Annotated in this window: 13 protein-coding genes; 4 read left to right on the forward strand and 9 right to left on the reverse strand. The window is 68.1% G+C overall.

The genetic code is table 11. The features are described from left to right. Positions 1-2: 2 nt before the first annotated feature. Positions 3-449: a metallopeptidase family protein gene (locus E1261_RS34660; protein ID WP_238176610.1), complete on the reverse strand. Its 447-nt coding sequence runs from the start codon at positions 447-449 to the stop codon at positions 3-5. 31 nt (positions 450-480) lie between these two features. Between E1261_RS34660 and E1261_RS34665 the strand changes: the two genes are divergently transcribed. After that, the gene (locus E1261_RS34665; protein WP_132413949.1) at positions 481-852 is read left to right on the forward strand and encodes a DUF3499 domain-containing protein; all 372 of its coding nucleotides are present in this window, start codon (positions 481-483) and stop codon (positions 850-852) included. A gap of 5 nt (positions 853-857) precedes the next feature. On the opposite strand, the gene E1261_RS34670 is transcribed toward E1261_RS34665, so the two are convergent. From E1261_RS34670 to E1261_RS34685, 4 genes are all read right to left on the reverse strand, one after another. Beyond that, the gene (locus tag E1261_RS34670; protein WP_132413950.1) at positions 858-2,333 is read right to left on the reverse strand and encodes a DUF5719 family protein; all 1,476 of its coding nucleotides are present in this window, start codon (positions 2,331-2,333) and stop codon (positions 858-860) included. Beyond that, positions 2,330-5,242, reverse strand: coding sequence for a glycosyltransferase family 2 protein (locus E1261_RS34675; RefSeq protein WP_132413951.1), 2,913 nt, complete (start codon positions 5,240-5,242; stop codon positions 2,330-2,332). The genes E1261_RS34670 and E1261_RS34675 overlap by 4 nt, the downstream gene beginning before the upstream one ends. Before the next feature lie 169 nt (positions 5,243-5,411). Continuing rightward, positions 5,412-5,663 (reverse strand): WhiB family transcriptional regulator, encoded by a 252-nt coding sequence (locus E1261_RS34680; protein WP_203589828.1) that lies wholly within the window; start codon positions 5,661-5,663, stop codon positions 5,412-5,414. 337 nt (positions 5,664-6,000) lie between these two features. After that, on the reverse strand, positions 6,001-7,215 hold the full coding sequence (locus E1261_RS34685) for a hypothetical protein (protein ID WP_132413952.1): 1,215 nt from the start codon (positions 7,213-7,215) through the stop codon (positions 6,001-6,003). A 114-nt stretch (positions 7,216-7,329) separates the two neighbouring features. Here E1261_RS34685 and cofD point away from each other — a divergent pair, with 114 nt between their 5' ends. The 3 genes from cofD to E1261_RS34700 all read left to right on the forward strand — a co-directional run bounded on the left by cofD (position 7,330) and on the right by E1261_RS34700 (position 10,081). Further along, positions 7,330-8,307, forward strand: coding sequence for a 2-phospho-L-lactate transferase (cofD, locus tag E1261_RS34690; RefSeq protein WP_132413953.1), 978 nt, complete (start codon positions 7,330-7,332; stop codon positions 8,305-8,307). Beyond that, positions 8,304-9,275 carry a coenzyme F420-0:L-glutamate ligase gene (locus E1261_RS34695; protein WP_132413954.1) on the forward strand — a complete coding sequence of 324 codons (972 nt, stop codon included), beginning with the start codon at positions 8,304-8,306 and terminating at the stop codon, positions 9,273-9,275. Before cofD ends, E1261_RS34695 begins: the two co-directional genes overlap by 4 nt. 86 nt (positions 9,276-9,361) lie before the next feature. After that, the gene (locus E1261_RS34700) at positions 9,362-10,081 is read left to right on the forward strand and encodes a DUF3105 domain-containing protein (protein WP_132413956.1); all 720 of its coding nucleotides are present in this window, start codon (positions 9,362-9,364) and stop codon (positions 10,079-10,081) included. 70 nt (positions 10,082-10,151) lie between these two features. On the opposite strand, the gene E1261_RS34705 is transcribed toward E1261_RS34700, so the two are convergent. From E1261_RS34705 to E1261_RS34720, 4 genes are all read right to left on the reverse strand, one after another. Next, entirely contained in the window at positions 10,152-11,249 is a 1,098-nt protein-coding gene (locus tag E1261_RS34705) for a mannose-1-phosphate guanylyltransferase (protein WP_132413958.1), read from the reverse strand. Positions 11,250-11,260: 11 nt separating this feature from the next. Beyond that, a complete protein-coding gene (locus tag E1261_RS34710) occupies positions 11,261-12,328 on the reverse strand; it encodes an NAD(+)/NADH kinase (RefSeq protein ID WP_238176611.1) in 1,068 nt (355 codons plus the stop codon). Between the two features lie 184 nt (positions 12,329-12,512). Then, positions 12,513-12,797 carry a DUF2470 domain-containing protein gene (locus tag E1261_RS34715; protein ID WP_132413960.1) on the reverse strand — a complete coding sequence of 95 codons (285 nt, stop codon included), beginning with the start codon at positions 12,795-12,797 and terminating at the stop codon, positions 12,513-12,515. Continuing rightward, a partial coding sequence (locus tag E1261_RS34720; RefSeq protein WP_202875287.1) for an HtaA domain-containing protein occupies positions 12,794-15,370 on the reverse strand: 2,577 nt, incomplete at its 5' end. The genes E1261_RS34715 and E1261_RS34720, both read right to left, overlap by 4 nt.

Below are 15,370 nucleotides of genomic sequence, written 5' to 3' on the forward strand. Positions count from 1 at the left end.
GGTCAGTCTTCGTCGGTGTCGAACTCGGGGTCTATTTGTTCGGGGGAGAGGGCTAGTACGTCGGCCAGCTCCAGGACCAGGGCGGAGCGGACCAGCCAGGCGAGGCCGGCGCCGGAGCGTTCGGCGCGGAGCTCGATCGGGCGGCGGAAGACGACGATCCGGTACGGCTCGTGCGAGGTGCCGCCGGTGGCGTGGGTGAGCGGGATCTCGGTGGCGTCGAGCTCGAGGGTCGGCACGTCCTCGATGGCGAACTCGACCCGGGCGACGACCTGTGGCAGTCGCTTCTCCAAGCGTGTCACCTCGACCGCGACCACCTCGTCGAACTGCGCCGCGGCCGAGCGTTGCAGCGGTAGCCCGCGCGGCGCGAAGGAGCTCGGCCGGCTGATCGGGCCGAGCATGCCGCGCCCATGGCGGTCGATGTGCCTGCGATGACGGCGAGCCTCGGTCACGCGCTCAGCCTAGTGGGGGTAACGTCTTGTCGTGAGCATCGCCAGGATCTGTTCGCGCGCCGCCTGTCATTCGCCGGCCGTTTCGACGCTCACCTACGTCTATGCCGACTCGACCTGTGTGATCGGTCCACTCGCGACGTATGCCGAGCCGCACTGCTACGACCTCTGCGCCGACCACGCCGACCGGTTGACCGCTCCGAACGGCTGGGAGGTCATCCGGCTCGCTCCGGACCCGGCCGCCGCCGGACCGTCGACGGACGACCTCGAAGCGCTGGCCAACGCGGTCCGCGAGGCCGCCCGGCCGCTGCCACGCCGCGAACCAGGCGCCGATATCCCGGGCGCGCCGGTGGAGGTGACCCGCCGTGGTCACCTGCGAATGCTGCGCGACCCCGACGGCAACTGACGGCTTTAACGCAAAGCAGCCCGTACGTCGGGTTGCGCGCCCAGCTGAGCCCGGAACACCAGTGAAGTGCTCAGCGGCCACGCTGCGACCTGCGGAGTGTCATCGCTCTTCGGATCGGGCATCAGCGTGACACCGGCGACGACCGTCCCGCGCGTCTGCTCCACCGTCAGGTACGTCGGCGCGCTCTGCGCCTTGAACGCGATCTGAGTCGTCGAACCCGCGATCACGTCGACCGCGCGGCTCTGCAGCGACTTACCCGCCGCATCCCGCAGATCGATCTTCACACTCGACGCCTTGCCCGGAGCGGTCACCTGCAGGATGGCCGGCTGCTGATGAGCCGGCAGCACCAGGTACGCCGGTCCGGTCAGCCCCTCGGTCGCCGAGATCGACGCGAAGTCCGAACCACTCTTGTCGATCATCCGCAGCGAGGCAGTCACCGGCTGATCCGACACCAAGCTGATCCCGCTGGCATCCCCGTGCAGCACCTTGGTCAGGTCGATCGTGCTCACCGCACCCGCGGGCAGCCGAACGGTCTCCAGCCCGGCTGGTTTGAACGGCCCGTTCGGACCGTTCACCGTCAGGCTGATCGTGGCCTGCAGGTCCGACGGGTTCGCCATCACCAGCTTCCGCTGCCCAGGACCAGGCGCGGCAGCCGGCACGAACACCTTGGTCGACGGTGCGATCGTGGGACCGATCCAGTCGACCCCGGCCGGCGTCTTGTCGGCCTTGGTCGCGTAGTCGCGCAGCGCCGGAGCCACGCGGCCACCGGTCGACACGATGTGCAGCGCAAGGTCCTTCTGGCTACGGGCGACCTGATCAAGGAACAGCTCGTACGTCGACCGGGCCGGAATCACGAGTCCGCGCGCGGACGGCACATCCAGCCGGCCCTTGTTCGAGTAGATCGTCACGTTCACTGCGGCGTTGATGCTGTCCAGGTTGGTCAGCGTCAGCACGTCCCGGCGATCGGGAGCCGTGGACCCACCAACGAACCAGAAATCGGAGCCGGGCAGCTGGCACGGCGCACTGGCCATTCCGCTGTTCACACCACTGGTGGCGATCGCCGTACTGGTCCCTACTGCACCTGCGGCGAGTGGACCGGTGCCGCGGATCGACAGGACCTGTGGCTTCGTGGCGGCTGGACTCGAGCCGATCTTGCCGCGGACCAGCAGTGAACCGAGCGGATCGGCGGTTGTGGCCAGCGGACTGATCGACAGCGGGGCCTCGTCGCCCTTGGCGACCGGTGTGCCCGCAGGCAGAGCCGGTGCGACGCCGCTGACCACACTGGTCTGCTTGCCACCCGCTGCCGGCGCCGGACAGGCCAGTGCGGTCCGGTTGACGATCGAACGAGTCGGGGCCTGCGCGGCCTGCGGCTCAACGTTCGGCTGCTTCGGGTTGGTGACGACGGCCAGCCCACCGACCACGGCGATGGCCAGCACACACGCCCCGAGGCGGATGCGCGGATCCGACAGCAGGCTGCTCATCGGTCCCTCCTGGCATGGGTGCCATGCGGTACGGCGACCGTCCGGCGGACTGTCGGCAGGCAGAAGATCAGCGCGATGATCCACCCGATCAGGCCGAGGATGCGCCACAGGTTGTGGGTCACCTCGCCCAGCGGCGACTTGCCCTCACCGTTCGACCGGTCCACCAACCAGGAGGCATCGCCTTCGTTGGCACTGGCCCGGGTTAGGCCCGGCAGCGAGTCGAGAGTCGACTGCAAGGTCGCGTCCACCGGTGCGGGCAGATAGACGTAGTCGACGGCCAGGGCAGCCAGCTGACGTCCTTCTTCACCGGAGCCACCGCCACCCAGCGTCGACAGTACGTCGGTGATCGGCTTGACCTGCTCGGGCTTCGGCGCGGCCTCCACGGAACCCATCCGCGGACCGCCGTCCTTGACCAGCGAATACCGCATCGGGCTGCCTGGAGCCTTGCGGACAACCAGAATCGAGTCGTTCGTCGGTGGGCCCTGCGCGGACACCAGGTACGCCGGGAGGTCCTGCGCCTGCCCCCGCCACAGCGGTCCGTCCACACCACGCACCAACCAGAACCCGGCCGTCACAATCGTCGTCACCAGCACGACGCCCAGCACACCCTGGATCAGAACCTCGCTGCTCTTCCCGACCGAGTCCCACGCCACGGTGACCGCAATAACCCAGCCTGCGGTCATCAGGAACATCAGCGGGCCACTGCCGCCGCCCAACCGGCTCGACACGAGTGTGCCGACCAGCCCGACCAGTGCGACGAACCAGCCGAGCAGCTCGTACCGCTGCCGCGACTCGCGCAGCAAACTGACCAGAGCCACCAGAATCAGCGGTACGGCGAACCACCAGGGCGTCGGGCCACCAACCGGCGTACCGGTCAGGAGATGCGGCAGGCTGTCGCCCGGTCCGATCGCAGTGGTCGGCCGACCACCAGCTTCCTGGCCCAGCAACGACGGATGCAGCACCAGCTGGATCGTCCATGGCAACACCAGGACGAGACCGAGCACCACGGAGAAGACCAGCTGCCGGCCTTGCCGACGCCAGCCGAGGCCCAGCACGCCACCGACGGCCAGAGTGACCGCGACGAGCAGGCCGATCGCCGGAGTGAAAGCAAAGAGGATCGCCTGACAGATACCGGCGAACCACGCGGCCCGCCAACTGCCCTGGACAAGCACGCGACGCCGACGCGCCACGGTGTGGGCAGCAGCACCGAGCAGGGGCAGCACGATCGCCGCCACCACCGTCCCGAGCCGGCCCTGCGTGATCGCGCCGTTCGTAAACACTGCAATCCCGTACGCCGTTGCGCCCCAGGCGCGGGCACCCCGGTCGACGATGAACGCCCGGAGCAACGCCCAGGCGGCCAGCGCGGCCAGTGGGATCGCACCGATCAGCAGAACGTTCGTTGCTCCCGACGGCCCGAACATGACCGTGGAGAGAGCCCAGAACTGTCCCAGCCAGGCAGGTGGTGTCACACCGGTCGGTGCGGACGCAGCTGCATGCCAGAGCGCCGCCAGGTTCTCGTGCGCGGGCAGCAGCAGGTTGGAGCGCAGCACACCGCTACCGATCAGACTGCGCCCAGCGATGAAGGTGCCGAGCGCCAGCACCACCCAGGCGACGAGGAACGGCCGCCGCATCAGCTGCCGACGCCAGCGCGGCTGACCGACGGCTACCCGGGCTGTGCTCTTCGCACGGCGCGCAGTGGTGACCACCTGCTCTTCCGGCTCGTCCGCCCAGGCTTCACGGATCCGCTCGGAGATGGTGCTGGTGGTCTCCTCCAGGTTGTGCCGCAATGCGTGCACGGACCGGGAGAACAGTCCCTTGATGTCGTCGTACGGGACCTTGTCGAGATTGCGGCGGTCCTTGCGGGCCTGCGTCCAGCCACCGGCCAGCAGCGTGCCGAGCAGTGCCGTCCACTCGTCGACCGCACCGGACGGCGTCTTACCGATCAGGAACCAGACCGACCGCAGGATCGTGCCGAGCAGGAATCTGAGGATCAGGATCGGCAGCAGCTTGCCAGGAGCGTTCGCTAGAACGGTGTAGTACGCATGCGCGCGGTCGAGCTGGTATGCGTGCCGACGGGTGCCGGCCAGTGCGCGCTCACCGGTCGCCGCGGCCTGCGCGTGGTAGACCACCGCATCCGGCGCCACGCCGACCTGGAAACCAGCCCGGCTCGCTCGCCAGCCGAAGTCGATGTCGTCGCGGAACATCGGCAGCCGCGGGTCGAAACCCTTCAGCGTCTCCCAGACATCGCGGCGGACCAGCATGCCGGCCGAGCTGACCGCCAGCACGTTCCGCGGCTGGTCGTGCTGGCCCTGGTCGAGCTCGCCGTTCTCGATACCGGTGTCGCGGCGACCGCCGAGGGACGTGGTGACGCCGACCTCGAGCAGATCCCGGTCCCGCGGCCAGAGCCGCAGCTTCGGCCCCCAGATACCCACTTCCGGCGCGATGGTGGCCTGGAGCAACAACTTCTCCAGCGCCTTGGGTGCGGGCGCGCAGTCGTCGTGGAGCAGCCAGAGCCACTCGACCACCGGCATGTGCGCGTCATCGCCGTACGGCCCGTACGGCGAGGGGATCGGCGCGAACCCGACCGACTCGACGCCACGGGCGACCGCCGTACCGAATCCGGTCCGTGCGGAGACGCTGACCACGGGCTCGACACCTGGCATCGAGGCGAGCAGCTCGGCGGTCTCGTCGGTGGATCCGGTGTCGACCGCGATCAGCCGGTCGGGGCGTGGGTTGAGTGCCCACAGCGCTTCGGACAGTCGCGGCAGCCAGGCCGCACCCTCGTGGCCGACCACCACCGCGGTCACGACGTGCCTGACCCGCGGGCGACCCATCGGGTCGTCGATGTGATCGGTCGGGAAGTCGACAGAGTCGAAGAACTCCCAGCCGGCCGGAGCTTCTTGTTCCATGCGGAGCTGTGACACCTCAATGGGTACGGACGGTCTGGGTCACCATACAGCCGCCGAGGTGACGGTCCGAAAAGCGTCCGGAACGCCGCGGGCCCCGGTGACAGGTGGTCCCCCGGGGCCTCGCGGAAAGTTCGTGTTGAAGTTGTCTACGGACGTTGCATGATGACCGTCAGACGGCCTTCTTCTTCAGCTTGCGGCGCTCCCGCTCCGACAGACCGCCCCAGATACCGAAGCGCTCATCGTTGTGGAGTGCGTACTCCAGGCACTCACCACGGACGTCACACCCGAGGCAGACCTTCTTCGCCTCGCGGGTGGAACCGCCCTTCTCCGGGAAGAAAGCCTCTGGGTCGGTCTGGGCACACAGCGCCCGTTCCTGCCAGTTCGGCTCCTCCTCGATCGCCTCACCGTCGACAATCGCCAGTAGCTCTGTCACGGTACGACCTCCTCGACCCTGTTCGTTCCCCTGTACATGTGAGTTTGCGGTTCACATGCCTGACCTCGACCGTCCCGCACTCTGCGACGACAGTCCCCGATACCGAGTGTCAACGAACGACACGGTTGAAATTACATTCCTGCAATCCACGAAAGTCAAGCCGTGGTCTGCTATTGGCATCATCCGCAACATGGCTGCAAAACAACGAGAGGCCTGTGTACACAGGCCTCTCGTGTTCATGTGCTACAGCTGGAAACTGGATGAAGTTGTTTCGTCAGCAGTTTCTGGTAAGGGCTTGCTGCCTTGCCTGGCAGGCATCCTGGGGTCAGGACGGCTGCGACCACCAGCCCTGCTGACCCTGGCTCTGCTGGCCCTGGTCGTCCTTCTCGGTCTCGGAAACGCGCGGATCCACACGGGTTTCGTCGGCAACCGGCTCGGCGGCCGGTGCCGGCTCGACGGTCTCCGGGGTGGCGGCCGGGGCCTCCTCGGCAGGCCAGGACTGCTCACCGGACTGCCAGGTCGGCTGACCCTCCGGCTGCGCCTGCTCGGCCTGACCGGACTGTGACGGCCACTCCTGCTGCGGGTAGTCCTGACCGGACCACTGCTGCTGGCCGCCGTCACTCCACTGTGATCCTTGGCCCTGCTCCTGCGGCCACTGGTTGCCCTGGGCTTCCTGGCCGCCGTACTGCTGCTGGCCTTCCGAGCTCCACTGCTGGGTCGGCTCGGTGCCCGGCTGGGCGCCGGCGGACCAGGCCTGGTCGGCCGGGGCGTGCTGCTGAGCCTCTGCCTCGCTGGCGGACCAGGCCTGCTGCTGCTCGCCCTGGTTCCAGCCCTGCTCCTGCGGCCACTGCTGGTCGCCCTGAGCCGCTGCGTAACCGCCTGCGGCACCAGCGGCCGCACCTGCACCGGCTGCTGCGGCATAACCGCCGTACTGGCCCTGCTGGCCCTGCTCGAACTGGCCGCCCTGCTGCGGGTACTGCCCCTGCTGGCCCGGCTGACCGTACTGGCCACCCTGCTGACCGAACTGCTGCGGCTGCTGGCCGTACTGGTTGCCGTACTGCCCCTGGGGCGCGAACTGGCCCGGCTTCGGCGCACGCACCGCGGCCGGCAGACCCTGGAAGGTGTTGAAGATGTAGTAACCGACAGCCCCGTACAGAGCCAGGCCGGCCAGCGACGAGATGAATGTGGCCGTCAGCAGGCCGCCGGAGCCGTTGGCCCCGAAGACGGAGAACGTCGCGATCAGTCCGACCAGTACGGCGACACCGGCGATCGCGAGGGCGGCAATCGTGACGAGCCGGGCGTTCGTCGTACGCTCACCCGCCTCGTTGACCAGCCACACCGATGCGGCCAGGCTGAGCAGCAGCAGGATGCCACTGACGTCGGACGGCGCGAGCCGGCTCTGCGCGCGGAGGGCATTGGTCGCGAAGGTGCTGTCGCCGAAGAACAGCAGGACCAGGACCGCCAGCACGGAAAGGGCAGCGAAGGCGAGCAGAATGTACGCGACCGGCTCTCTGAGCTTCTTGGTTGCGTCGGTGACCACGAGGGCTCCTCGGGATGTTGGGGGCCGTACAACTGAGCTGTGCGGATGTTCGGACCCACCGCAGCATAGTCGTGCGGTGGCTCGGCGCATTGACGACTCGTGCAGACTCTTCCCATGCGATTGACAGTGCTGGCCGGCGGCGTCGGTGGAGCCACCTTCATCCGCGGGCTACTGAAGGCCCGCCCGGACGCCGAGATCACCGTGGTGGGGAACACCGCCGACGACATCACCCTCTTCGGTCTGCGCGTCTGCCCGGACCTGGACACGGTGATGTACACCCTCGGTGGAGGCATCTCGAAGGAGCGCGGCTGGGGCCGTGAGGACGAGACCTGGGTGATCAAGGAGGAGCTCGCCGAGTACGGCGTGGAGCCGACCTGGTTCGGGCTCGGCGACCGGGACGTGGCCACCCACCTGGTCCGGACCCAGATGCTGGACGCCGGCTACGGCCTGACCGCGGTCACCGAGGCACTGTGCCAGCGGTGGAAGCTGCCGGTCCGGCTGCTGCCGATGAGCGACGACCGGGTCGAGACCCACGTCGTCGTGGACGACCCGGAGCAGCCGGGCAAGCGCAAGGCCATCCACTTCCAGGAGTACTGGGTGCGCTGGCACGCCGAGGTCACCGCCCACCAGATCGTCGCGGTCGGGCAGGACAAGGCCAAGCCCGCACCCGGCGTACTGGAGGCCATCGCGGACGCCGACGTCGTGCTGATCCCGCCTTCCAACCCGGTGGTCTCGGTCGGCACCATCCTCGGCGTACCGGGGATCCGCGACGCCGTCCGGGAGACCGCCGCCCCGGTGATCGGGCTGTCGCCGATCATCGGCACCGGTCCGGTCCGTGGGATGGCCGACAAGGTGCTGGCCGCGGTCGGGGTCGCGTCGACCGCCTCCGCGGTCGCCCGGTTCTACGGGTCGCGGACGTCGGGCGGCGTACTGGACGGCTGGCTGATCGACACGTCGGACTCGATTCAGGCCGACTCGATCGCCGGAGCGGGAATTCATGTGCAGGCGGTGCCGTTGTGGATGACGGACGAGACCACCACCGCCGCGATGGCCGATGCGGCTCTGAACCTCGCGGAGGCAGTACGGCGATGAGGAAACACCTGGAAGTCTTCCCGGTGACCGGACTACCCGAGGTGGCGGCCGGCGACGACCTGACCGCGCTGATCGGCTCCGCGGACCTGCACGACGGGGACGTGGTGTCGGTGACGTCCAAGATCATCAGCAAGGCCGAGGGCCGAGTCACCTACGGCACCCGGCAGGAGGCGGTCGACGCCGAGCTGGTGCGCGTCGTGGCGCAGCGCGGCGAGACCCGGATCGTTCAGACCCGCCACGGCCTGGTGATGGCTGCTGCGGGCACAGACACCTCCAACACGCCCCCTGGCACCGTCCTGTTGCTACCGGTGGACCCAGACGCCTCTGCACGGGCGCTGCGGGAGGCTCTGAAGGCCCGGTACGACGTGAACGTCGGAGTGGTCGTCACAGACACGCTCGGGCGGCCATGGCGCACCGGACAGACCGATCTGGCCATCGGGGCCGCCGGAGTGCGCGTAGTGGAAGACCTCCGCGGTACGACGGACAGTCATGGCAATGTGCTCGCGGTGACCGAGCCGGCGCTGGCTGACGAGATCGCGAGCGCCAGTGAGCTCGTGAAGGGCAAGGCGGACGGGGTGCCGGTGGCGATCGTGCGTGGGCTGGCAGACGTCGTGCTGCCGGTCGGGGAGCACGGTCCGGGCGCCCGGGCGCTGGTGCGGGACGCGGAGCACGACATGTTCAGTCTGGGCACGCGGGAGGCGGCGCGGGCCGCCGTACTGGAGCGTCAGGCGCCTACGGGGCCCTGTGAGGTCGATCCGGCGCTGTGGGACGGGCTGCTGGCCGAGGTCGAGGACGTGCACCTGCAGGTGCTCGACAACGCGGTCACGGTCTTCGGTGAGGAGCCGGTGACGGTCGGTCTGATCGCGGAGCGGCTGGCGGTCCTGCTGCACGCGGAGGGGTACGGCGTGAGCGTGCGGACGGGCCCGGGGAGTGAGGCGACGGTCACGTTCGGCTCACGGTCCCGATAAGTTTCTAGGCATCTTCTTAGAAACTCCTCGTACACTGCATCCGCACGGCGGCGCGATGGCCGCCCCGATCCGGGAAGACCAACACTGTGGGTAAAGCGTCATCGCAGAAGCAGGCACGCCGCGAGATGATCGAGAAGATGCAGCGCGACCAGGCCCGGTCCGACAAGAACCGGACCCTGCTGATCGTGGTCGCCTCGATCGTCGTCGGTCTGGCCATCATCGCCTACCCGGCGATCAAGCTGATCCAGGACTCGCGCACCAAGGGCCAGGACATCTCCGACTTCGGCGTCAGCGCGAGTGCCGCCTCGTGTGACGCGCCCACGGACGACAAGGCCGGCGGCACCATGGATCACAAACCCGACGGCACCAAGATCCTGTACAACGAGTCACCGCCGTCGTCCGGCCCGCACTACCAGGAGTGGGCACCGTTCGGCCGGAAGTTCTACACCCTGGCCGACCGCCCCGGCGTCTCGAACCTGGTCCACAACCTGGAGCACGGCTACACGATCCTCTGGTACAAGGACACCCTGCCCAAGGATCAGATCGACCAGATCGAGCAGATCTCCAAGGGCAAGCTCCCGGAGTCGTCCATCGGCAAGTTCATCGCGGCCCCCTTCAAGGCCGACGAGGGCAAGCCCTGGCCCGACGGCAAGAACGTCGCCTTCGCGCACTGGTCCGGTAACAAGGCCGGCGCCACCGAGGCCTTCGGCCACCGCCAGTTCTGCGGCTCCGTCAGCGGCGAAGCCCTCAAGTCCTTCATGGACAAGTACCCGGCCATGGACGCCCAAGAACCCAACGGCGGCTAAAGGCCAGCACCACCCCGAACACCCCGCAGCTTCACCAGCCGCGGGGTGTTCCGCTGTCCGCCCCGCCGCCTTACAGGTATTTGGTGGCGTGGTCGGACTGGACTTGGGCTACCAGGTCTTTGACTCGTTCGCCGTCGGACAGCGGGCAGACCATGGTGACGTCCTGGGTGTGGACGATGATGTGGCTGCGCAACCCCACCGTGGCGATCAGGTGGTCGGGGTCGTCGGTGACGATGATGTTGTCGTGGGAGTCGAGCAGGCAGCTCAGCGTCGTACCGTCGGTGCGGTTGCCGTTCGGGTCCTCCGCGTACGTGCCGGCCAGGGCGGCCCAGGAGCCGACATCGAGCCAGTGCACAGGCATCGGTACGACGACCACCTCGGCATCGACCTTGCCCTGGGAGGCGGGCTCCATCACGGCGTAGTCGACGCTGATCTTCTGCAGGTTCGGGTAGATCCCGGCCAGCGTCCCCTCGCGCTCAGGGGTGTCCCACACGGACGCGACCTGCCGCAGGTTGGCCGCCGACTCAGGCAGCAGCTCATCCAACACGCTCAACACGGTCTCGGCGCGCCACACGAACATCCCCGAGTTCCACCAGAACCGTCCGGTGGCCAGGTACTCCTCGGCCGTCGCCAGATCCGGCTTCTCCCGGAACCGGTCCACGACGAACGCCGCCGTACCCTCAATCGCCGTACCGCGCTCGATGTATCCCAGACCGGTATGCGGATGCGTCGGCTCGATCCCGAACGTCACCAGCGCCCGAGGCCGCTGCTCCACGACCGCGAACCCAGCCTCGATCGCAGCCCGGAACTCGTCCTCCGGACTGATCAAGTGGTCCGACCCCACGAACGCGACGACCGCGTCCGGATCGTTCCGGGCAACAACAGCCGACGCGAGACCGACCGCGTTCGCCGTGTCCCGGCGGGCCGGCTCGCCGATGATGGCGTGCGGGCCGAGCTCCGGAAGCTCCTTGCGGACAACGTCTGCGTACGCACCGACCGTGCACACATAGATGTTCTCCGGCTCGACGAGTCCTTGCAGCCGGTTGTACGCCACCCGCAGCAGCGACTCACCAGCTGCCAACGGCAGCACCTGCTTCGGCCTGTCGTCCCTGGACATCGGCCACAGCCGCGTCCCCGAGCCCCCGGCCAGGATCACCACGTTTCGCATGAGGAGAGACCCTACCGGGCCCCGGAAGCAGGTGGTGGCAACCGCAGGTGCGCGAGGTCCGGCGGCACCGGCGAATCGCCAGGCATGAAGAACGCATCCGACTCCCCGTCCACCCCGGTCGCGGGCGCGTCGGTCAGCCGGAACCGGTCCCGCAGCCGCCCGTAGAAGTCAGTCGGCCGCAGCCGCACCAGCCGCAGCGGACGCGTCGATCCGTACACCCCGATCCAGTCCCCCGGATCAAGTACGCCGCGCAACTGCCCGTCGATGCTCACCGCGGCCTGCCCCGAATGCGGCAGCACCCGCAGCGCAATCGGCTCATCCGGCGCAGCGATCACACTCCGGTTGAACGTCATATGCGGCGCCACCGGCGTGAACACGAGGGCGTTCGTATTCGGCGACAAGATCGGCCCACCCGCCGCAAAGCTGTACGCCGTCGACCCGGTCGGCGTCGCCACGATCACCGCATCAGCCGAGTACGACGCCAGCAGCCGCCCGGCCAGGTAGACCCCGAGCGCCACCTGGTGATCCCGCGCAAGCTTCTCCAGTACGACGTCGTTCAGCGCCGTCACGTCGAGCGCGAGCCCCCACCCGTCCCCCTCGGTACTCTCCGGCCGAACCGCCGGCGGCGGCAACGCCGGCCCGTGCCCGTACCGCAGCAGCGACTCGATCCCGTCCGGAATCTCCAGCGCCCGCGAAGCCCGCATCGTGAGCGTCATCCGCTCCTCGATCGTCGCCCCACCGTGATGTACCGCCTCGAGCGCCGCCTCCACGTCCTTGCACGCAACCTCGGTCAGGAACCCGACCTTCCCGAGATCCACCCCCAGTACGGCGGCATTGTTCTTCGCCGCGATCCGCGCACCCCGCAGGAACGTCCCGTCCCCACCGAGCGTCACCACCAGATCCGGGTCCCCCGCATGATGCAGCTCGGCCATCCCACTGCGCCGATCCTCGTGGTCCTTCCACACGTCGATATCGGTACACCCGATCCCGTGCTTGTCCGCCCAGGCCCGCACCGTCCCCGCCGTCCGGACGGCCATCTCCCGCCCCTGGTGAACCACAAGCCCGATCCGCTCAACCACGCCAAACCCTCCTCAGCCACCGATCCCCCCACCGTAACCGCCTCCCACCCACCGGTACGGCGTTGCGCGGAAAACGAGGGGATCTCCGCTCAATGTGCTGGTTCTCCCCTCAAAAATTGAGCGGAGAAGGGTCCACTTGAACGGATAGCCCCTCAAATCTCGAAGGTGCGTACGGGGGCGGCGATCAGTTGGGTCGGGCGGCTTCGTGGGCCATGCGGGCGAACTCGGTGCGGAACTGGGGGCGGTCGGCGATTGGTTCGGACCAGGGGATGCGGACTTCGACGGGGTGGCCGGCGACTGTTGCGGTGAAGATGGCGGCGGTGGGGTCGAGGGCGGTGAGTACGACGGCGGTGGCGTCGGGCTGGTTGCCGAGGACCTGGACGATCTCCAGGGAGTGGCCGCCGTGGTCGGTGTTCATGTGCTTGAGCACGGCCTCGACGATGTCGGGGGTGAAGGGATGTGCGGTCATGAATGCTTCCTTCGGGTGGCGAGGGTGATCAGCAGACCGGCCAGGAGGAGTACGCCGCCGCCGATGGGGAGCCAGATGCCTGCGCCACCGGTGTTGGCGAGTGAGCCGGTTGGCTTGGTCGGTGTATCGGTCACCGGCGGCTGCGTCGTGGTCGGCGAGGCCGTGGGAGTCGGGGTGGGCGTAGGTGTCGGTGTCGGCGTGACAGCTGAGGTGACCGAGAAGTTCGTCGAGGCGGTCAGGCCCGAGGGACCGGTCAGCGTCAGCACGTGCTTGCCGACGGCGAAGTCGTTCGGCACCTTCCAGGCGAACCGCACCTTGCCGTCCGCATCCGCCTCCTGCTCACCCAGCGTCGTACCAACAGCCGCAGCCCGCACCGAAGCCGAAGCAAACTCCAACGGCACCCGTACGTCGAACGCCCGGTTCGCCGTCGACCGGTGATCCGCACGCAAGTACAGAACGCAGCCGCGAGGAGTAGAAGCGCAGTCGGTCAACTCGTCCTTCGACGCCACCGTGACCGTCGTTCGAGCGACCAGGTCGGCCCCGATCCGTACGACGAGGTTCTCGGAACCGGCGTACGGGTAGTTGGTGATCCACGCCGACTGCCCGCTCTTGCCAGTCAGGTCGGCACCACCGATCGCTGGCGATGCCGTCTGCCCAGCACCGTTGTCGACGGCCGTCATCACGTAGAACCCGCTCGGCGCCGCCGCCGTGTTCTCGCGACTGTTCCGCAACCCGCTGACCTTGACCGCAAGCTGCGCACTATCAGGCAGTAACAGCTTGCCACCGGCAACTGACAGCGCCTTGCCGTTCGCCGAGCTGACCGTCACCGTCTGACCGTTCGCATTACTGAAGCTGAACTCCGGCGCATCCGTCGCGGCATCCACCGCAGCCGTCACCTTCTGCCCAGCCGGGAACCCGCTGCCCTCGGCAACCAATTCCCCGCCCTGCTTCACCGCAGCCGTCACCACGACCTTGGGATCAGCACCGGCAACCGTCAGCACAGCAGCGGCCGAGGTCGCCGACCCCGCCGCATTGCTGAACACGGCCCGGAATCGCGCCCCGTTGTCAGCAGCCTGTACGGCGTCCACCTTCAACGTCGCCGTCACCGCAGACGGCGATGCGATCGGCGCCCACGTCTTCCCCTCATCACCACTGCGTTCCCACTGCACAGTCGGAACCGGCGTACCGCTCGCCGCCGCCGTGAACTCAACGTTGCTACCAGCAACAACCGCAAGCTCACGCGGCTGAGTAGTCACCACCGGCAGAACCGGCTGCGGCCCAGCGTTCTTGAAGGTGATCGCACGGAACACGTCCTGCGACCGATCGCCGCGCAGGTCGACCACCTCGTTGTCCGAGGCAAGCGGTGAGTTGAAGCTCGCCAGATAACAAGCAACCGCCTTACAGTCGATTTTCACGCCCTCATTGGTGAACGTCACCGCAGTCTGCACGGTCGTCTCAAAGGTCCCCGCCGCCGTGGTGACAACCCGCTGCGCACCCGAGAACGGCGAGGGGTTCGTCGAACCCGACGTACCTTGCGGCGTCTGCGCGACATACAGCGCACGGTTCGGCGCGTACCCCGCCCCCTTCACACTGACCGTCTGCCCGTCGCTCAAGTCAGCATGCGGCGCAACAGTCAGCACCGCAGTCCCGCCACCGAACACGACCGGCTTGAGCAGCTCCTGCGGCGCATTGGGGACAGCACCACCAGCGGCGTACGTCGCGATTCCGTAAGTACCCGACGCCGCAGAGGCCGGCTTCACGTTCAGCGTGGCTTCGAACGTCCCATCCGGGTTCAGCGTCACAAACGCCGGATCCGCTCCTGGGCGGGATGCATCCGGCAGCGCCCATTTCTGATCGAGCACGCGGCGCGCACCAGCCGGTGCACCCTCAGACGGCCGCCACGCCTTGTCGAAGCTGCCGAACACGACGTACACACCACCAGGCTTGCCGGGTGTGACCGGCGGCCGGGTCGACGGGTTCGACGCCGGGTCGAACCCGCTGCCGCGAACCGTCGCCACCACACCGGCCAGCGGGACGGTACCCAGCGGCTTGCCATCCGGCCCCAGTACGTCGATCTTCGGCTGCCAGGTCGGCGTCGTGGTCAGCCGAACCGCGAAGCTGACCGGATCGAGCGCCGTACCGGCCGCGTAGAAGCCAGCGAACGCAGGAACACCGGCCGCGGTCAGCGTCGCCGGCGCACCGACGACCGTCGCGACGCCGTCCTTGATCTCCACCGGCTTGGTCGCGAAGTCGAGGGACGCCAGCTCCACATCGTCGTACGTCGCCGGCTGGCCGCTCTCCATGCTCTTGCTGACCACGTCCGCGATGATCTTGCCGGTACTCCGGTTGAGCGCGATCCGCAGATCCCGCACGGTCACCTCGAGCAGCGGATTGCCCGCCTGCATCTCGTGCCCCTTGAAGTACACGCCACCCTCGAAGCCGACCTTGTCCGCGGTCCCGGTGCCATTGGCAAAGCGGAACGAACCATCGGTACTACGAGTCGCCGGAGCCTGTACGGCGATCGCCCCATGCGCGATCGCCGTACAGGCTCCGGCGACTCGTAGTACCGATGG

Source organism: Kribbella albertanoniae (assembly GCF_004348455.1).
Taxonomy (GTDB): Bacteria; Actinomycetota; Actinomycetes; order Propionibacteriales; family Kribbellaceae; genus Kribbella; species Kribbella albertanoniae.